Origin of the sequence: Clostridium sardiniense, from assembly GCF_016907995.1 — a bacterium.
In the GTDB taxonomy this organism is placed as follows: domain Bacteria; phylum Bacillota; class Clostridia; order Clostridiales; family Clostridiaceae; genus Clostridium; species Clostridium sardiniense.
This window is the reverse complement of record NZ_JAFBDA010000004.1, coordinates 187526-207134: the sequence shown is the minus strand read 5'-3', so window position 1 is coordinate 207134 and position 19609 is coordinate 187526. Positions and strand designations below refer to the sequence as shown.

Here is a 19609-nt window from a genome sequence, read left to right as displayed (position 1 = left end):
AAGCGAAGGTGTGAACTTAAGCCCCAGTAAACGGCGGCCGTAACTATAACGGTCCTAAGGTAGCGAAATTCCTTGTCAGGTAAGTTCTGACCCGCACGAATGGCGTAATGACTTGGGCACTGTCTCAACTGCAAATCCGGCGAAGTTGTAGTGCGAGTGAAGATGCTCGCTACCCGCGATTGGACGGAAAGACCCCGTAGAGCTTTACTGTAGCTTAGCATTGAATTTCGGTATTATCTGTACAGGATAGGTGGGAGACTGGGAAATCAGGACGTCAGTCTTGATGGAGTCATCCTTGGGATACCACCCTGATATTACTGGAGTTCTAACAGGACGCCATGAATCTGGTGACTGGACATTGTTAGGTGGGCAGTTTGACTGGGGCGGTCGCCTCCTAAAAAGTAACGGAGGCGCCCAAAGGTTCCCTCAGAACGGTCGGAAATCGTTCGTAGAGTGCAAAGGCAGAAGGGAGCCTGACTGCGACACCTACAAGTGGAGCAGGGACGAAAGTCGGGCTTAGTGATCCGGTGGTACCTCGTGGGAGGGCCATCGCTCAACGGATAAAAGCTACCTCGGGGATAACAGGCTGATCTCCCCCAAGAGTTCACATCGACGGGGAGGTTTGGCACCTCGATGTCGGCTCGTCGCATCCTGGGGCTGAAGTAGGTCCCAAGGGTTGGGCTGTTCGCCCATTAAAGCGGCACGCGAGCTGGGTTCAGAACGTCGTGAGACAGTTCGGTCCCTATCCGTCGCGGGCGTAGGAAATTTGAGAGGAGCTGTCCTTAGTACGAGAGGACCGGGATGGACTGACCTCTGGTGTACCAGTTGTTCTGCCAAGAGCATAGCTGGGTAGCTAAGTCGGGAAGGGATAAACGCTGAAAGCATCTAAGCGTGAAGCCCACCTCAAGATGAGATTTCCCATAGCGTAAGCTAGTAAGACCCCTTGAAGAACACAAGGTTGATAGGTCGGAGGTGTAAGCATAGCAATATGTTCAGCTGACCGATACTAATAGGTCGAGGGCTTGACCAATAGAAAAAGCGATCAACAAAAATTCATGTGCAATTTTCAGAGAACAATCTGAAATCTGGTGATGATGGCATAGAGGAAACACTCCTTCCCATTCCGAACAGGAAAGTTAAGCTCTATAGCGCCAATGGTACTGCACGGGAGACTGTGTGGGAGAGTAGGACGTTGCCAGGTCCAATTGGATCTTTAGCTCAGTTGGTTAGAGCAACCGGCTCATAACCGGTAGGTCCGGGGTTCGAGTCCCTGAAGGTCCACCATTTTGGGGGTATAGCTCAGTTGGGAGAGCACCTGCCTTGCACGCAGGGGGTCAAGAGTTCGAATCTCTTTATCTCCACCAAATAGGTGGAAAGCTATGAACTTAGGTTCATAGCTTTTTTTGTTTATATAAAATTGATAAGATATAATCTAAATGATATTATAAAGTAAGAAATAAAATATTTTTAATGAATTTAAAGTTTTGAGGAATTAAAAATGATATATAGAGTTAAACAATTTTTTTGGCATGTAACTTCTAGATGGCAAAGTATAGACAATAAGCTAATAAAAAAATATTTAAACAAAAAAGAAATAGAAATATTTAATAGATTAAATGTATCCGAACAGCAACATTGTATTAGAGTTTGTAATGATGCATTAAAAAAAGTTAATAAAGAAAATATAGAGATTAATAAGAATAAATTAGCCAAGGTGGCTCTTTTACATGATGTAGGGAAGACTATGAAATCATTAAATGTAATGGATAAGTCTATAATGGTAATATTGGATAAGTTCACTAAAGGAAGTCTTAGAAATTATACTAATATTAAAAAAATAGATGTGTATTATAATCATCCTAAAGAAGGTGTTAGAATATTAGAGGACTTATATAGATATGATAATGAGTTCCTAGAAGTAGTAAAGAAGCACCATAAAGAGTCTAAAGAATCAGAAGATAATATATATCTTAAAATAATAAGAGAGTGTGATAACAAAAATTAAGGATGCTAAAATTATTTAAGGAGGATATATAAGAGAAAAATGGATTCAAAGAAAAGAAGAGAAGATATTTTATTAAAATTAATAGAAAATAATGATCCTATAAAAGGTACTGATTTTGCAAAAGTATATGGAGTTACTAGACAGATAATAGTTAAGGACATCGCTATATTAAGGGCAAGAGGAAATAAGATTATAGCTACTCCAGATGGGTACATTATAGCTAAAGAAGAAAATAGAGTTAAATCTATAATTGCAGTGTCTCATGATAGTGATAGTATTAGAGAAGAATTGGAGATAGTTATAAAGTATGGCGGAATTATAGAAGATGTAATTGTTGAACATCCTATGTATGGAGAAATAAAAGCTATGCTAATGATAAAAAATTTGAATGATATAAATAACTTTGTAGAGAAATATAAGAATAACCATGCTAAGCCGCTATCAGTTTTAACAAATGGCGTTCACATACATACCATTTCGGCTGATGATGAGATTAATATGGATTTGATAAAGAAAGAGTTAAAAGATAAGGGGTTTGTAGTTTCTTAAATGGCTACACTTTAAATATGGAGGTATATCAAAAGTATGGATTATGATGTATTGATACTAGGTGGAGGAATAGTTGGATGCGCTGTTGCATATGAGCTTTCAAAGTATAACCTTAATATAGCATTAATTGAAAAAGGATATGATGTTGCAGATGATATTGCTGTAGTAAATACTACTATTGTATATGATGGGTCAGAAACTTCTAATGAAGTTATGGCTGGATTTGAGAATATAGGGAGTGGTCTCATTAGGGAAGCTTGTGAGAAATTTAAAATTCCATATAAGAAAGTAGGCTATCTTAGAATAGCTACTAATGATGCACAATGTGCTAAGCTTGAGGAAATGTATTTAAATGCAAAAGATAGAGGTATATCTGGAGTTAAATTAGTTAATGATAGTGAAATAAAAGAGATAGAGCCTAATTTAGATATAGAGGTAAAAAAGGCTTTATATTCAAAAAATACAGCTATAATAGCTCCTTATCACTTATCAATAGCATATGCAGAAGTAGCGGCTGATAACGGGGTTAATTTTAGGCTAGAAGAGGAAGTTTTAAATATATCTAAAATAACTACCAAAACAACTAAGGGATTTGATGTAATTACAAGCAAAAATAAATTTAAATGTAAGGTAGTTATAAATACTATTCCAGACGAAATATATGTTTATGATAATAACAGGATAGAAGAAAAATCAGAGGAAATAATTCAAAAGAAAATGAACTACTTTTTAGCTGAGGATAAAATTAAAAATAGTCTTAAAAAGATAGTTGTTAATGTTATTGATGAGCAAACATTTGTTATAAGTTCTCCTATGATTAATGGTGGTACTATGTTTGGTGTTAAGAATACAAATGTATTAGATACTAATAAGGGTGTTTATTTTAGTAAATGTATCGTACCTAGCGTAACTAAGGAAGACATTAGTGAAATGATTAGAGAAGTATATAAAAGAGATGAAATGGTTATTGATAATAGTAAATTCAATGATGGATATATAAGAGTTACTGGTAAGCATTATGGTAAAGTAACTATAGCGCCAGCTATTGCGCAGAGTATAAGAAATGACATAGTCAACGGAATGAATTCTACATTAAAGAAAAATTTTGTTGATAAGAGAAGAGAATTTTATAGATTTAAAAATTTAAATAGAGATGAAATAAATGAAATAATAAATCTAGATAGAAGATATGGAAATATTATATGTGCATGTAATAAAGTAAGTGAAGGCGAAATTGTAGACTGTATTAGAAGACCACTTGGTGCTAGAACTGTTGAGGGCGTTAAAAAAAGAACAGGAGCTGGATATGGTAATTGCCATGGATCATATTGTATTAGAAAAATAGTAAACATATTGGCAAGGGAAATGGATAAAAGCCCAACTGATATAGTTAGAAATTCAAAAGATTCTAAAATTGTATCAGGAAGAATAAAGGAATTTGATGAGGTCTAGTTTAGGGAGGAATACTTTTGGGTAAGAAAGATATTTTCACTAGTGTTGTGAGAATTAAAGGAGATATTAAGCATAAGGTTGTACCTGTAAAGAGTAGTGATAAGGTTGATATAGCTTTATGGAAAGAGTTTTCTAAAGTTATAGGGAGAATATATGCAAGTACGCCTATTAATACTGGAGATATTATATGTAAAAATATATTAAATACAGGTATAGATATTGTATGTAGTAAAAGAATAGATAATGAGTAACAAATATATTGAGTAAAATATTGACAAAGAAGCTTGGAATGTAATATATTAGAGATAATCGTATAAAATACTTTAAACCGATGATAAGGATAAGTAATTTTAATTAGGCTTTAAGAGAGTCAGTGGTTGGTGTAAACTGATAGTTTTAATTAATATGAATCCACCTTTGAGGGACTGTGAACACAAGCAGTACGGTGTGAATCGTTAAATTTATTAAGAGGATAAGGAAAATTTTCTTATCAATTAGGGTGGCAACGCGGAGTCTATTCGTCCCTGTATTAGGGATAATAGGCTCTTTTTATATGTAAAAAATTAAATGATTAAATAGATTTTAGGAGGAAATAGAAATGTTAGACTTAAAAAGAATAAGAAACAATCCAGAAGAGATCAAGTTAGCTTTAACTAACAGAGGAGAAGATTTTGATGTAACTATTATTGATGAATTAGTTAAATTAGATGAGGAAAGAAGAAATATTTTAAGTGAAGTCGAAGTATTAAAGAGTAAGAGAAATCAAGTTTCAGCAGAAATTCCAAAACTTAAAAAAGCTGGAGAAGATGTAGTTCCAATAATGGCTGAGATGAAAGAGCTTGGAAATGAAATAAAAGAACATGATATTAAGCTTGCTGAAGTTAATGAGAAAATGGATTATATAATGCTTAGAATTCCAAACATACCAAATCCACAAGTACCAGAAGGAGACTCTGATGCTGATAATGTTGAGATTAAGAGATGGGGAGAAACTAGAGTATTTGAAGGTGAACCAAAGGCTCACTGGGATTTAGGGGCAGACCTTGGTATACTTGATGCAGAAAGAGGAGGAAAGGTTGCTGGTTCAAGATTTACATTCTATAAAGGATTAGGAGCTAGACTTGAAAGAGCTGTTCTTAACTACTTTATGGATAAACATTCAGATGATCATGGTTATACTGAAATATTACCTCCTTATATGGTTAATAGAAATAGTATGACTGGAACTGGTCAATTACCTAAATTTGAAGATGATGCATTTAAAGTAGAGAATAATGGATTCTTCTTAATACCAACAGCAGAAGTACCAGTAACTAATATGTATAGAGATGAAGTATTAAATGGAGAAGAACTTCCAATAAAGCATGTTGCCTACTCAGCTTGCTTTAGAGCAGAAGCTGGATCAGCAGGTAGAGATACTAGAGGGCTTATAAGACAACATCAATTCAACAAAGTTGAATTGGTTAAATTCTCAAGACCAGAGGATTCATATGATGAATTAGAAAAGTTAGTTAAAGATGCTGAAGAAGTTCTAGAAGAGTTAGGATTACCATATAGAAAAGTTAGAATCTGTAAGGGCGATTTAGGATTTACTGCAGCATTAAAGTTTGACTTAGAAGTTTGGATGCCAAGTTACAATAGATATGTTGAAATTTCAAGTTGTTCAAACTTTGAGGATTTCCAAGCTAGAAGAGCTAATATTAAATTTAGAGACGGAAAGGGTAAGCCTCAATTCGTTCATACATTAAATGGATCAGGATTAGCTGTAGGAAGAACAGTAGCAGCTATACTTGAAAACTACCAAAATGAAGATGGAACTGTTACAGTACCAGATGTTTTAAAGAGATATATGGGTGTGGACGTAATAAAGTAGCATAAAATATACAAAATAGCAGGAATCTAATGAATACCTGCTATTTTGTATGAAAAATTCTATAAAGATAATGATTTTAAATACTTAACAACTCCATCATTAACATTTGAGTCAATTATTGAAGTGGATAAATTTTTTATATCTTTTGCAGCATTTTTTACTGCATAACATTCATCAGATATTTCAAACATAGGAATATCATTTAAGTTATCACCAAAAGAAATTAATCTATTAAAGTTAAAAAGGCTCATAATTTCTTTTATAGAATTAGCTTTTGAAGATTTATTACTATATATTTCTAAATTATAAAAACCTTCGTTATAAACATCTTTATAAGCAATAGCATATATATCTTCTATATCTTTTACTTTATTATATATATTCATTACGATATCTTTTTTATTTAGTAGTAAAAAGTATAGAACATTTGAATCTTTAGGTAAAGAAGCATTTATAAAGGTTTTATGAGGACTTCCTGCTCGATCTTTTATAAATTTTTCTTCAACATGATTACTAATTTTATCATAGTATGCGTTTATATGATTATCACAAAGTGTATATGATAATGCAGAAATTTTGTTTTCTGATAATATAGATAGTATTTTATCTATTGGATTAGGTAAAATAGGGTTAAATTTCAAATATTTATTATTTTCTATATCATATATTGCAGCACCGTTCATTACAACCACAGGTAGATTTATATCAATATCTGATAAGATAGGTACAACAGTGGCTGGAGTTCTTGCTGTTGCAATAGAAAAGTTTAAACCATTTTTCATAAGATTTTTTAGAGTGGATTTTGTGTAATTAGAAAGTTTAGCGGTGCTATCTAATAAAGTTCCGTCTAAATCTGAAATGTATAAATTCATAAAGTTCCTCCAATTTCGTTAAAATATAAATTTCCAATAATTATAATATAAATAGTTATATTATTCAATTTAGAAATATTATAATATAGTTTAAATGTTATGTATCATATGAAATATTATAGATAATAATAAATATTATAGTAGTGGAGGTAAAAATATGAAAAATAATAGGAAAAATAATATAAGTATATACTTATTATCATTTTTAATTCCTATAATAATAATGCTAATAGTTTATGCAATTTCTAAAATATATCCTTTTGGAGATAAAACATTATTATTTAGAGACTTGAGGGGACAATATGTAAGTTATTTTAGCGCGTTTAGAAATGCCTTATTAGGTGATGGAAATCTATTATATTCATTTACGAAAGAAATGGGAGGAAATATGTTTGGACTTACAGCCTATTATATGTTGAGTCCATTTAATATAATATTAGCATTATTTCCAAAATCGATGATTACAGAAGCCATTTTAGTTATAACGTTATTAAAAATAGGAACATGTGGATTAACATTATCAATATTTTTAAAGAAATCATTTAAAAATTTTGGTTATTTTTCAATTATATTCTCATCAGCATACGCATTGATGGCCTATAATACAATGTATCAATCAAATATTATGTGGTTAGATGGAGTTATATTACTTCCATTAGTTTTGATTGGTATAGATAATATTATAAATAAGAAGAAAATTTTGCTATACATAATTACATTAGCATTATGTATAATAACTAATTTTTACATAGGATTTATAATATGTATATTTTCAGTTATATATTTTATATACAGAATTACTATATTAAGTATTTACAATAAGAAATATTTTTCTAAATCAGTTATATATAATAGATTTAAATATTTTTTAGTAGGTTCTATTTTAGGTGGAGCTCTTAGTTCATTTGTCTTGATACCAACTGTATATGCATTATTAGGTGGAAAAGCTAAATTTGAGTTTTTCTCAACTCCAATACAAGCTAATTTTAAAATGTTTGATATATTATCTAAATTCTATATAAATGGATTAGTTAATAACGATATTTTAAAGGGATTACCTAATATATATTGTGGAGTATTTATAGGAATCTTATTTATATTATATTTCTTTAATAAAGGCATAAAAAGAGGAGAGAAAAGTTGCTCGCTTATAGTTGTTGGTATTTTATTAGTAAGCTTTTATGTAAATAAATTTGATTACATATGGCATGGATTTAACAAGCCAGTTGGTTTTCCATATAGATATTCATTTTTATTTAGCTTCTTTATGATTTTATTAGCATATAAGGCTTATATAAATATAAAAGAAATATCAAATAAATCTATAGTAATAACATTAATATCAATATGTGTACTTTCAATGGTTATGTTTAAGTTAAATTATGTATATTTATCTAAGTTTAATGTTATATTAAGCACAATATTAGCATTAGCATATTCCATTTTTATTATAATTAAAAAAGATAAAATAAGTTGGGATAAGTTAGCCACTTTTCTTATAATGATATTAATGCTTGGAGAACTTTGTATACATGCATTGGAGATAAATACGAAACTAGATTATGCAAAAAGAAGTGAATTTGTAAAGTATAATTCAGAGCTAGATAGTATTTTGAACAATATAAAGAATAAAGATAGTGATTTTTATAGAATAGATAAGAACTTTGTATATAATATGAATGATCCGATGCTTTTAAACTATAATGGATTATCTCACTTTAGCTCAATGTATAAGGTGTGTGTAAAAGATTTTTTAGGTAAAATGGGTTATATGTCAAATAAAGTGTTATTTGGTGAAGGTATGACGTCAACAGTAACAGCAAATTCATTACTTGATGTAAAATATATATTATCTAAGGAGAATGAGGAAGGATTATATAATAACTACTATAAGTTATTAGGAACTACTCACGGAATAAACATATATGAAAATCCTTATTATCTACCATTAGGTTTCATGGTAAATAAAGATATCACTAACTTAAACATAAAAGATGAAGAAAATCCATTTAAAATACAAAATGATATTTTAAATTCTATGATTTATAGTAATAACGAAAACCAATATTATAGAAAAGTTGATTATAATATTAAGTTAACTAATTTAACAGTAAAAGACATTAAAGGATCTAAAGAATATAATAAGGAAAATAAAAATAAGCCAGCATATATAGAATTTACTATGAATAATAATAGCAGCAATCCTTTATATGCATTTATTGAGACTAATAAGATTCATGATGCCCAAATATATCTTAATAATAAGAAAATAACATATTTCTCACCTAACAACTATAAAGTTATACCTTTAGGTAAGCAAAATATTGCTGAGAAGCTGAATTTTAAAATTGAGCTTAAAAAAGATAAATTTAATATAAAAAATCAATATTTTTATTACTTAAATATAAAAAATTACGGAAAAGACTATAAAGAGATGTCTAAAAATAAATATGATATAAATTACTTTAGTAATACTGATATAAAAGGAACTGTAAACTCATCTAATTCAAAAAATATATTATATACATCAATTCCGTATGATCAAGGTTGGACTGTTAGTATTGATGGTAATGAAGTTCCAAAAATAAAACTACTTGATTCATTAATAGGGGTAAGTGTACCAAATGGAGTACATGAAGTTGAATTTAAATTTGTTCCAGAAGGTTTATATTTAGGTAGTATGATATCAATAGTAGCACTAGGATTAATAATAATTGTATGTCTTTATAAGAAAAAAGGACGTAATTAAATTATATGGTAAGATTATATAAAGAAATATAAATTTATATATAAAATATGTACACTACTAAATAAATTAAAGTATATTTGCTAGATATCTTATATTTATATATAAGATATCTAGCATTTCTTTAATAAAATACTAAATAACTAATTTTTTTTAAAAAGTAGTTGACATAAAAAATATATGTTGATATAATTCTACTTGTGTTTCGCATGGAGAGATGGTCGAGTTGGTTTAAGGCACCGGTCTTGAAAACCGGCGTACCTTCACGGGTACCGTGGGTTCGAATCCCACTCTCTCCGCCAGAGAGCATAACCTGTTCGTAAGAACAGGTTTTTTTTCACATAAAAATAAGTTGATTAATGAAGAATATAAAAATGATAAAAAGTGTAGAGCGATATGTAAAATATAATTTTGAATAATGAATTCAATATTTAAGATTCAAGAGCACTAATAAGTTTATATTTTATAATTAACTTTATTAAAATAGAGCCTAGTGATTAAAATATATTAAGTAAGGACACTGAGATTTATCTTGGTGTCTTTACTATTTTATTGTTATGAAAAAAAGAAAAAAGTTTTAGAAAAAGTGTTGACAGTATAGTGCTCTGTTGCTATAATAGTAAATGTCTTTGATACGGAGAGATGGTCGAGTTGGTTTAAGGCACCGGTCTTGAAAACCGGCGTACCTTCACGGGTACCGTGGGTTCGAATCCCACTCTCTCCGCCACATATATTTTTTAATATAGAAGGCACTTGGAGAATTACTCAAGTGGCTGAAGAGGCGCCCCTGCTAAGGGCGTAGGTCGGGCAACTGGCGCCCGGGTTCAAATCCCGGATTCTCCGCCATAAAGCATCTAACTTTTTGTTAGGTGCTTTTTTTATATATTAAATTATTTTGTTAGATAAATTATGCAATTAGGATATAATTAAAATATGTAAATTAAAGAAATAGGAGTTTAGTTATGGGAATAAGATTTATTTATGGGAGAGCAGGAAGTGGAAAAAGTAGATTTTGCTTAGACCAGATAAGAAAAAAATTAGATAATAAAGAACAAAATAAGTTAATATTATTAGTTCCAGAACAATATACATTCCAAACAGAAAATAAACTTTTAGATATAGCTGGAGAAAGGGCACTTTTAAGAGCGCAAGTTTTAAGCTTTAAGAGTATGGCTCAAAGAGTATTTGATGAATGTGGCGGAAGAGTTCATCAAAATATGAAAGATGAGGGAAAGAGTATGCTTATTTATAAGCTTCTTCAGGAAAAGGGTGAGGAGCTTGAGTACTTTAATAAGATAGCTAGACAACAGGGATTTATTGATATAGTATCAAAAACTCTTACAGAATTTAAAAAGTATAATATTTCCCAGGAAGTATTATTAGATGGAGCAGAGAGAGCTGAAGCTGAAGAATTAAAAGAAAAGCTTAATGATTTAGCTGATCTTTATAATGAATATAATAGAAGAATTGAAAATAATGTAATAGATGGAGATGATGAGCTTACTATACTAGCTAATAAGCTTAAAGGTTGCAATATTTATGAAGGTGCGGAAATATGGATTGATGAATTTACAACATTTACTCCACAGCAGCTTGATGTGATTAGAGAATTAGCCTTTAGTGCAAGCAAAATAAATATAACTTTATGTATGGATGAGTCAGGTAATGGAAAAGACTCTGAAGTAACAGATATATTTAATGCATTAAAGAGTACAGAAAATAGAATCATTAAGCTTATGGAGGAAAATAACATAGGTTACTTAGAACCTATAAATTTAAATAAAGAATATCCTTATAGATTTAAAGATAGTGAAGAATTAAAACATATAGAGAAACATTTCTTTACGTATCCTTTTAGAATTTATAGTGGAAAAAATAAAGATGTAAGATTATATAAAGCTAATAATAGTTATGATGAAATTGATATGATAGCTAAAGATATTATTAGGTTAGTTAGAGATAAAGAATATAGATATAAAGATATAGCAGTTGTTTGTAGAGATATTGGAGCATACGAGAAGATAACTTCTGTAGTATTTAATCAATATGATATACCATACTTCTTAGATAAGAAGATAGAAGTTTTAAGTAATCCACTAGTTATATTAATAATGTCAGCCTTTGAGATTTTTATACAAAATTGGTCATATGAAAGTGTATTTAAGTATTTAAAAAGTGGACTTATAAAAATTGATAGAAACTACATTGATATTCTTGAGAATTATATATTAGCCCATGGATTGAAAGGATATAGATGGACTACGGAAGAAGTTAATGATGGATATTTTGAGAGTGAGGATGTTTATGAGAATCAAGATGAGTTATTAATAAAAGAAATAATGGAAGAAGTACGAGCACCTCTTATGACATTCCATAAAAAAATAAAAGGTGAGAAATCTGTTAGAGAAGTCTGTACTGCTATATATGAATTATTACTAGAATTAGATGTATTTAATAGAATAGATGAGTGGATAGAAGTATTTAGTGAAGAAGGCTTAGAGGGAAAAATCAAAGAGTATGAGCAAGTTCCATCAATGGTTATGGAGATATTAGATCAAGCAGTCGATGTAATTGGAGATGATGAGGTATCACCAAAAGAGTTTTATAAGGTCCTAAATGCAGGATTTGAAACTAAGGAGATAGGTGTTATACCAGTTGCTTTAGATCAAGTTAATATAGGTGATATTGCAAGAGTTAAGGGAAGAGAAGTAAAGGCACTTTATATTGTTGGAGTTAATGATGGGGTGTTACCAGCGGCAAGTAAGGATGAAGGGATACTATCAGATAGAGATAGAGATATATTAAAGGATATGGGAATAGAACTTGCGTCAACAACTAAGGCAAGGGCATTTGAAGAACAGTATATGGTCTATACTGCACTTACTATACCAAGTAGATATTTAATGGTTACTTATCCTATGGCAGATTTTGAAGGTAAATCCCTTAGACCATCAATTATAATACCTAGGTTAAAAAGAATTCTTAGCAATTTAAAAGAAGAGAGTGATATATTCAATTACCCTCAAAAATATGATGAATTTAATAAAATAACAACTCCAGTACCAACTTTTAATGAACTTATATTAGCACTTAGAAAGCAGGCTGATAGAGAAGAAGTTGATTGTTATTGGAGAGATGTATTTAGCTGGTATATGAAGCATGAAGGTTTTGAAGAGAAGACTAGTACAATATTCAAAGGTATAGATTATTCCAACACAGGAGAGGTTATTCCAAGAGAAAAGATTAGGAAACTGTACCAAAATGAAAATGGCAATTTAAGATTTAGTGTTTCAAGGCTTGAAAAGTATGCAGAATGTCCATTTTCATATTTTGTTCAATATGGATTGAAAGCTAAAGATAGAAAGATATATGAGTTTTCTGCACCAGATTTGGGCTCATTTATGCATGAAATATTAGATAAGTTTACTAATAAAGTTAAAGAAGAAAAATTAGCATGGTCAGAATTAAATAGAGAAAAATGCAGAGAAATAGTTGGAAGTTTAATTGATGTGAAACTTAAAGAAGATGCTAATTCAATACTTAATAGTACAAAGAGATATAAGTACTTTACTGATAGATTTAAAAGAGTTATTACAAAATCAGTATCAATTATTTCGGAGCAAATGAAAAGAGGAGAATTCGAAGTATTTAGAAATGAATTTGAATTTGGATCAATGGATGGTGGAGAGCCAATAAAGCTTGATTTACCTACTGGAGAAAGAGTTTATCTAACTGGTAGAATAGATAGAATTGATACCTTAAATATGGATGGTAATACTTATCTTAGAGTAATAGATTATAAATCTGGGGCTAAGAAGTTTGACTTAACAGAATTATATTATGGCATTCAAATTCAATTATTAGTGTACTTAGATGCGCTACTTAGAAATTCAGAACATATTTTAAATACAGGTGCTGTACCAGGTGCAATACTTTATTTTAAAATAGATGACCCTATAATAAAGAGCAATAAAGGATTAGATGATGAAGAAATTCAAAAGCAAGTTTTAGATAGACTTAAAATGAATGGTCTTATATTAAAAGATGCTAAGCTTGTAAGGGCAATGGATAACACTATGGACACATATTCCCTTATAATTCCAGCTAGCTTCAAAAAAGATGGGGATTTTTCATCAAGAAGCTCTGTTGCAACAGAGGAGCAATTTAACATATTAAGAGAATACGTAAATATGAAGATGATAGAGCTTTGTACTGATATGTTAAGTGGAAAGATAAAAATAGAGCCAACTAAAAATAATCAAAGAGCATATTGTAATTATTGCGATTACTCAGCTATATGTCAGTTTGATACTAGTATAAAAGATAATAAATATAAGCTTATCATAAAGAAGAGTGATGATGAGGTATGGCAAAAAATTGAGAGTCAAGTTAAAGGAGAGGAGGAAGAATAGGAATGGGAGAAACAAAATGGACCAATGAACAATTGGAAGCAATAAAAACTAGAAGATGTAATCTATTAGTAGCAGCTGCAGCAGGTTCAGGTAAGACTGCTGTATTAGTTGAAAGAATTATAAGAATTGTAACAGATATAGAGAATCCTATAGATATAGATAGACTTTTAGTAGTTACATTCACAAGTGCAGCGGCTTCAGAGATGAGAGAAAGAATAGCTGCTGCAATAACAAAAGAGCTTGAAAGAAATCCTAGCTCTAAAACCCTTCAAAGGCAGTTAACACTTTTAAGTAGAGCCAATATAACAACTATGCATTCCTTTTGTTTAGATGTTATAAAAAATAACTTCCATACTATAGATTTAGATCCCGCCTTTAGAATCGGTGATGAGACAGAAGGTACACTATTAAAAAATGAAATCATAGATGAATTATTTGAGGATTTATATGAAAATGATGATAAAGAGTTTTTCAATTTAGTTGAAGCTTACTCAGGAAGTAAGGATGATGAGAAACTTAAAGAGATAATATTAGGTTTATATAGATTCTCAATGAGTGGACCTTGGCCAGAAAGATGGCTTAAGGAAAAGGCTGAAGAATTTAATATAAAATCTTTGGATGAACTAGATGATACAGTGTGGGTTAAAGTGCTAAAAAATGATATAGGAATGGAAGTTGATAGCTTTATAAATATGTATCATAAAGCGATTGATGTTATATCAAATACTGAAGGAATAGAACCATACTTAGATGTATTTAACGACGAATTATCAGCACTTATTAACTTAAACGACAGTTTAAATGAAGGGATTAATGATATTTATCATGGACTTTCTAAGATATCCTTCGGTAGACTTAAATCTATAAGAAAAAATAATGTAAGTGATCCAGAAGCTCAAGAGTTAGTTAAGGGCATTAGAGATCAAGTAAAGAAGAAGATAGGAAAGCTTAAAGATGAAGTATTTTCTATGACTCCAGAAGAATCTTTAGATGGAATACAAGCTTCATATCCATTTATGAAAAAGCTTGTAGAAATCACATTAGATTTTTCTAAGAGATTTAGTGAGAGCAAAAAAGAAAGAAATATGCTTGATTTTAATGACTTAGAGCATTTATGTTTAAAGATTCTTATAGAAGAGGATGAGGATGGAGAGATAAAACCATCTAAGGTAGCTGAGAACTTTAGAGAGTTCTTTGATGAGGTATTAGTAGATGAATATCAAGATTCAAATAATGTCCAAGAGGCTATTATAAATCTTGTATCAAGAAAGAGTACTAATAATCCAAATGTATTTATGGTTGGAGATGTTAAGCAGAGTATATATAGATTTAGACAGGCAAAGCCAGAGTTATTTTTAGAAAAGTATAATACTTATTCTAAAGAAGAAGGTGGGCTTGATAGAGTTATACAACTTTATAAGAATTTTAGAAGCAGAGAAGAAGTTATAAACGGTGTTAATTTTATCTTTAAAGAAGTTATGTCAACTAGTGTTGGAGAGCTTGAATATACAGATGAAGAGTCTCTAAATTTAGGTGCAAGTTTTAAATATATAAAAGAAGATAATTGTTATGCAGGTGGACCTATTGAACTTAATATATTAGATAAAAATGATACTAGAGATTTAGATGAAATAGAAGATGATGAAGATATAGATTCAATGAACTTAGAGGCTAGAGTTGTAGCTAAAAGAATTAATGAACTTATGTCACAGCAAAATGAAAAGAATTTTAGAGTATTAGATAAAGATACAGGAGAATATAGACCTCTTAAGTATAAAGATATAGTAATACTTTTAAGAGCAACTAAGAACTGGTCAGAAGTATTCTTAGATGAATTAGGATTAGAGGGTATACCTGTCTATGCAGATACAGGTGCCGGATATTTTGAGTCAATAGAAATTAGAACTATAATGTCACTTCTTAAAATTATAGATAATCCACTTCAGGATGTACCTATGATTGCAGTATTAAAATCACCTTTTATGGGGTTTACAGCCGAAGAACTTAGTGACATTAGAATGATAAATAGAGATAAATATTTCTATGAAAATATAATTTCTATTTCAAAAGATGAAGAAGAGGCTACCGATGAACTTAAAGGTAAGTGTGATAAGCTAGTTAATTATCTTGATAAGTGGAGAAATAAATCTGTATACATGCCAATAGATGAATTTATTTGGTATCTATATATGGATACTGCTTACTATGGATATGTTGGTGCTATGCCAAATGGAGTATTAAGACAGGCAAATTTAAAGATACTATTCCAAAGGGCAAAGCAATATGAGCAAACTAGTTTTAAGGGTCTATTTAATTTTATAAATTTCATAAATAAGCTTAGAAAATCATCAGGAGATATGGGAAGTGCAAAAATATTAGGTGAAAATGAAGATGTAGTTAGAATTATGAGTATTCATAAAAGTAAGGGATTAGAGTTCCCTGTTGTATTTTTAGCTGGAGCTGGAAAACAATTTAACTTAATGGATTTAAATAATTCAATTCTTCACCATGATGATTTAGGATTTGGTCCAGATTATATAAACTTAGGAAAGAGAATTAGTTATGGAACGCTACCTAAGGAAGCTATAAAGAAGAAAATTAGGTTGGAAACTTTATCTGAAGAAATGAGGATATTATATGTTGCATTCACTAGAGCAAAAGAGAAATTAATTATAACTGGAGCTACTCGTGATATAGATAAAACTGTGGAAAAGTGGTTTCAATCTGCAATCATAGAACAAAAAAGAATATCCCCAGCTGAAGTATTTAAGGGGAAAAGTTATTTAGATTGGATTGGAATGGCTCTTTGCCAACATAAAGATGGTGAAGTAATTAGGGAAAGAATAGGAGTATCAAATGAAATAGCTAAAGATGACTTATCCACATGGCAGGTTAAATTATGGGATAGAAATGATATAATTGTGGAAAAAAAATTAGATGTTGTGGATGAAATATCTATTGATGATGAGTTGTTTATAAATTGCAAAGAAGAAACTGTGGATAAAGAAATAGGAAGAAGACTTGGATATAGATACAAATTTAAAGAAGCAACAACTATTAAAAGTAATTTTTCTGTTTCAGATTTAAAAAAGGCTGGATATGAGGTTGAAGTCGATTATAGTGGGGAAAGATTATTTAAAGAAGAGATTGTTTTAAAGCCAAGATTCCTTCAAGAAGAAAAGGGGCTATCAGGAGCTGAGAAAGGTACAGCAGTTCACTTTGTAATGCAAAAGATAGATTATGAAAGAATAGGCTCATTAAATGAAATAAAATTACAACTTGAAGAAATGGTACAAAATGAGCTTTTGACTAAGGATGAATTTAAGGCTGTTAATCCATTTAAAATATTTAATTTCTTTAGAAGTGAAATAGGAAAGAGAATACTAAAGGTATACAAAAATGGGGGGATGGTGCATAGAGAATTACCATTCTACACAAGTATAAGTGCTAAAGAAGTAAAAGAGGATTTATCAGATGAATCAATTAATGAGAAAGTAAGACTTCAAGGGGTAATAGACCTTTTCTTTGAAGAGGATGGAGAGATAGTTCTTGTAGATTATAAAACTGATTATATTAAAGATAATATAGAAGAAGAGATGAAGAAGAAATATAAGGTTCAGCTTGATTATTATACTCAAGCATTAGAAAAAATAACAGGTAAAAAAATAAAGAGTAGATATCTTTATCTATTCTATCCAGAAGAGGAAATAGAGATTTAATTTTAAATAAAATATGATGAAAAGAAAGAGTTATGATATTATAGATTAATGTAGAGTAGTTCTTAAGGAGTTTTTAGGAGGAAATTATGTTGAAGAAAATTATTGAGTTATATAATAAGTTTAGAGAACAAATATTATATATAGTATTTGGCGTATTAACTACAGCAATTAATATCATAAGCTTTTTCTTATGTACAAGATTATTTGGAATTGGATTAATGGCAAGTAACATAATAGCATGGATAGCTTCTGTAATTTTTGCATTTGTAACTAATAAAATATATGTATTTGATAGTAGAAATTATAGTTTAAAGGTAGTAACTAAAGAATTAGTTGATTTTACTATATCAAGAGGAGCAACAGGTGCCTTAGATATGGGACTTATGTATTTGTTTGTATCGGTTATTCATATAGAAGATATGGCAAGTAAGATTATAATAAATATTATTGTTATTATATTAAATTATATATTAAGTAAACTATATGTATTTAGAAAAAGAGCTTAACTTAGATTTCTAAGTTAAGCTTTTTCTTTGGCCTATTTAGATTAATTTAGCTCTAATACAACCTTATTATTTTTATTAATAAGATTTTTATTTTGTATTATCTAGATTTTTTAGATATTCTTTCGCTTCGCTTAATAGAATATCTTTATTATTTAAATCAGGGTCATCCAGAACTAATTGAAGAATATGGTTTAGTGTATCTCCAATAATTTTTCCAGGTACTAAAGATAATTCTCTTATTAATGTACCTCCATCTATAGCTAAATCCTTTGTAGACGTTGGAGCCTTTGATTCTAAAATAAATTTAGTTTTATCTCTCATAATATTAAGTTTAGATAATGCTTTGTCAGGAATTTTAAGTGATTTTATATCTGCTTCCTGAAGAGAATATAGTAAGTGAATATTATCTACTGATACTCTATTTATAAGCCTTTTTATTGCCACGTTACTTGGATTATCTAAAACATTCATATGCTCTTTAATAAGAATGCATACAGTTTTAATTGTTTTATTATCAAAGTGTAATCTAGTTAATATTCCTTCAGCAATTTCTTCACTAACATTGTTATGTCCAAAGAATCTTCCATTACCATCAGCATCAATAAAAAAACAATCTGGTTTGCCTATATCATGAAATAGTGCAGAAAGTCTTAATGCTAAATTGTTTGGAGTATTCTCAACTACGGATAGGGTATGGTTAAATATATCTTCATGATGATATCTATTTCTTTGATTAAAACCTATAAGTGGTATTAATTCTGGAATTATTATATTTAAAACTCCACAATCCCTTAAAAAAATAAGTCCTTTTCGTGGATTATCGGATATTAATATCTTACAAAGCTCATCACGTATCCTTTCAGCACTTATATTTTCAAGTAACTCTTTATTTTTCTTAATGGCATTTAAAGTATTTTCTTCAATTTCAAAATTTAATTGAGCAGAAAATCTTATAGCACGCAGTATTCTAAGAGCATCTTCATTAAATCGTTTATCACTATTACCCACTGTTCTTATAATTCTATTTTTAAGATCTTCTAGTCCGTTAAAATAATCTTTAAGACCTTCTCTAGAATTATAAGCAAAGGCATTTATAGTAAAGTCCCTTCTTGAAAGGTCATCTTTAATATCTGTAACAAAAGAGATTTCATCAGGTCTTCGATTATCCTTATATTTACCTTCAATCCTATATGTTGTAACTTCGAAAGGCTCTTTATCAATAAGTACTGTTATAGTGCCATGTTTTATACCCGTTGGGATTGTCTTGTCAAAAAGTGATTCAGTTATTGTTGGTGTAGCAGAAGTTGCAATATCATAATCCTTAGGCTCTTTTAAAAGTAAAGAATCTCTTATACAGCCTCCTACCATAAACGCTTCATAATTATTTTCATAAAATGTATCTATTATAAATTTAACTTTATCCGGAATATTTATATTCATGATTTCCTCCTATAATATTAAAATACCGTATCTAT

The 19609-nt window shown here is 29.9% G+C and carries 11 protein-coding genes, 5 tRNA genes, 2 rRNA genes and 1 other annotated feature; of the genes, 16 read left to right on the top strand and 2 right to left on the bottom strand.

The window, feature by feature from the left end:
- The 9 genes from JOC62_RS05590 to serS form a co-directional block, all read left to right on the top strand.
- A 23S ribosomal RNA gene (locus JOC62_RS05590) occupies positions 1–1030 on the top strand; the annotation flags it as partial.
- 54 nt (positions 1031–1084) lie between these two features.
- Positions 1085–1201: ribosomal RNA gene (gene rrf / locus JOC62_RS05585) — 5S ribosomal RNA — on the top strand.
- A gap of 6 nt (positions 1202–1207) precedes the next feature.
- Positions 1208–1284, top strand: a tRNA-Ile gene (locus tag JOC62_RS05580).
- Positions 1285–1288: 4 nt separating this feature from the next.
- A tRNA-Ala gene (locus JOC62_RS05575) sits at positions 1289–1364 on the top strand.
- A 134-nt stretch (positions 1365–1498) separates the two neighbouring features.
- Entirely contained in the window at positions 1499–2005 is a 507-nt protein-coding gene (locus JOC62_RS05570) for an HD domain-containing protein (protein WP_204594234.1), read from the top strand.
- 39 nt (positions 2006–2044) lie between these two features.
- The gene (locus JOC62_RS05565) at positions 2045–2554 is read left to right on the top strand and encodes a transcription repressor NadR (RefSeq protein ID WP_204594233.1); all 510 of its coding nucleotides are present in this window, start codon (positions 2045–2047) and stop codon (positions 2552–2554) included.
- Between the two features lie 36 nt (positions 2555–2590).
- Complete coding sequence (locus JOC62_RS05560) at positions 2591–4006, top strand: NAD(P)/FAD-dependent oxidoreductase (RefSeq protein ID WP_204594232.1); 1416 nt, start codon at positions 2591–2593, stop codon at positions 4004–4006.
- 17 nt (positions 4007–4023) lie between these two features.
- Complete coding sequence (locus JOC62_RS05555) at positions 4024–4257, top strand: DUF1667 domain-containing protein (protein WP_204594231.1); 234 nt, start codon at positions 4024–4026, stop codon at positions 4255–4257.
- A gap of 71 nt (positions 4258–4328) precedes the next feature.
- Positions 4329–4535, top strand: a binding site (T-box leader).
- Between the two features lie 69 nt (positions 4536–4604).
- Positions 4605–5879, top strand: a complete 1275-nt coding sequence (serS, locus tag JOC62_RS05550) for a serine--tRNA ligase (RefSeq protein WP_204594230.1) — start codon at positions 4605–4607, stop codon at positions 5877–5879.
- Positions 5880–5938: 59 nt separating this feature from the next.
- Here the strand turns inward: serS and JOC62_RS05545 are convergent, their stop codons facing one another.
- Positions 5939–6751, bottom strand: a complete 813-nt coding sequence (locus tag JOC62_RS05545) for a Cof-type HAD-IIB family hydrolase (protein ID WP_204594229.1) — start codon at positions 6749–6751, stop codon at positions 5939–5941.
- A gap of 157 nt (positions 6752–6908) precedes the next feature.
- On the opposite strand from JOC62_RS05545, the gene JOC62_RS05540 reads away from it, so the two are divergent.
- The 7 genes from JOC62_RS05540 to JOC62_RS05510 all read left to right on the top strand — a co-directional run bounded on the left by JOC62_RS05540 (position 6909) and on the right by JOC62_RS05510 (position 18134).
- Positions 6909–9500 carry a YfhO family protein gene (locus JOC62_RS05540; RefSeq protein WP_204594228.1) on the top strand — a complete coding sequence of 864 codons (2592 nt, stop codon included), beginning with the start codon at positions 6909–6911 and terminating at the stop codon, positions 9498–9500.
- A gap of 208 nt (positions 9501–9708) precedes the next feature.
- A tRNA-Ser gene (locus JOC62_RS05535) sits at positions 9709–9799 on the top strand.
- A 334-nt stretch (positions 9800–10133) separates the two neighbouring features.
- A tRNA-Ser gene (locus tag JOC62_RS05530) sits at positions 10134–10224 on the top strand.
- Between the two features lie 28 nt (positions 10225–10252).
- Positions 10253–10343: transfer RNA gene (locus JOC62_RS05525), tRNA-Ser, on the top strand.
- 116 nt (positions 10344–10459) lie between these two features.
- The gene (gene addB, locus JOC62_RS05520) at positions 10460–13909 is read left to right on the top strand and encodes a helicase-exonuclease AddAB subunit AddB (protein ID WP_204594227.1); all 3450 of its coding nucleotides are present in this window, start codon (positions 10460–10462) and stop codon (positions 13907–13909) included.
- Positions 13910–13911: 2 nt separating this feature from the next.
- Positions 13912–17628, top strand: coding sequence for a helicase-exonuclease AddAB subunit AddA (gene addA / locus JOC62_RS05515; protein WP_204594226.1), 3717 nt, complete (start codon positions 13912–13914; stop codon positions 17626–17628).
- A gap of 86 nt (positions 17629–17714) precedes the next feature.
- Positions 17715–18134 (top strand): GtrA family protein, encoded by a 420-nt coding sequence (locus JOC62_RS05510; protein ID WP_204594225.1) that lies wholly within the window; start codon positions 17715–17717, stop codon positions 18132–18134.
- Positions 18135–18221: 87 nt separating this feature from the next.
- On the opposite strand, the gene JOC62_RS05505 is transcribed toward JOC62_RS05510, so the two are convergent.
- Positions 18222–19574: a CCA tRNA nucleotidyltransferase gene (locus JOC62_RS05505; protein WP_204594224.1), complete on the bottom strand. Its 1353-nt coding sequence runs from the start codon at positions 19572–19574 to the stop codon at positions 18222–18224.
- Positions 19575–19609 lie beyond the last annotated feature (35 nt).

Excerpts from the sequence above, each read along its gene's own strand:
- JOC62_RS05570 (WP_204594234.1), top strand. The coding sequence starts at position 1,499 with ATGATATATAGAGTTAAACAATTTTTTTGGCATGTAACTTCTAGATGG.
- JOC62_RS05565 (WP_204594233.1), top strand. The coding sequence starts at position 2,045 with ATGGATTCAAAGAAAAGAAGAGAAGATATTTTATTAAAATTAATAGAA.
- JOC62_RS05560 (WP_204594232.1), top strand. The coding sequence starts at position 2,591 with ATGGATTATGATGTATTGATACTAGGTGGAGGAATAGTTGGATGCGCT.
- serS (WP_204594230.1), top strand. The coding sequence starts at position 4,605 with ATGTTAGACTTAAAAAGAATAAGAAACAATCCAGAAGAGATCAAGTTA.
- JOC62_RS05545 (WP_204594229.1), bottom strand. The coding sequence starts at position 6,751 with ATGAATTTATACATTTCAGATTTAGACGGAACTTTATTAGATAGCACC.
- JOC62_RS05540 (WP_204594228.1), top strand. The coding sequence starts at position 6,909 with ATGAAAAATAATAGGAAAAATAATATAAGTATATACTTATTATCATTT.
- addB (WP_204594227.1), top strand. The coding sequence starts at position 10,460 with ATGGGAATAAGATTTATTTATGGGAGAGCAGGAAGTGGAAAAAGTAGA.
- addA (WP_204594226.1), top strand. The coding sequence starts at position 13,912 with ATGGGAGAAACAAAATGGACCAATGAACAATTGGAAGCAATAAAAACT.
- JOC62_RS05510 (WP_204594225.1), top strand. The coding sequence starts at position 17,715 with ATGTTGAAGAAAATTATTGAGTTATATAATAAGTTTAGAGAACAAATA.
- JOC62_RS05505 (WP_204594224.1), bottom strand. The coding sequence starts at position 19,574 with ATGAATATAAATATTCCGGATAAAGTTAAATTTATAATAGATACATTT.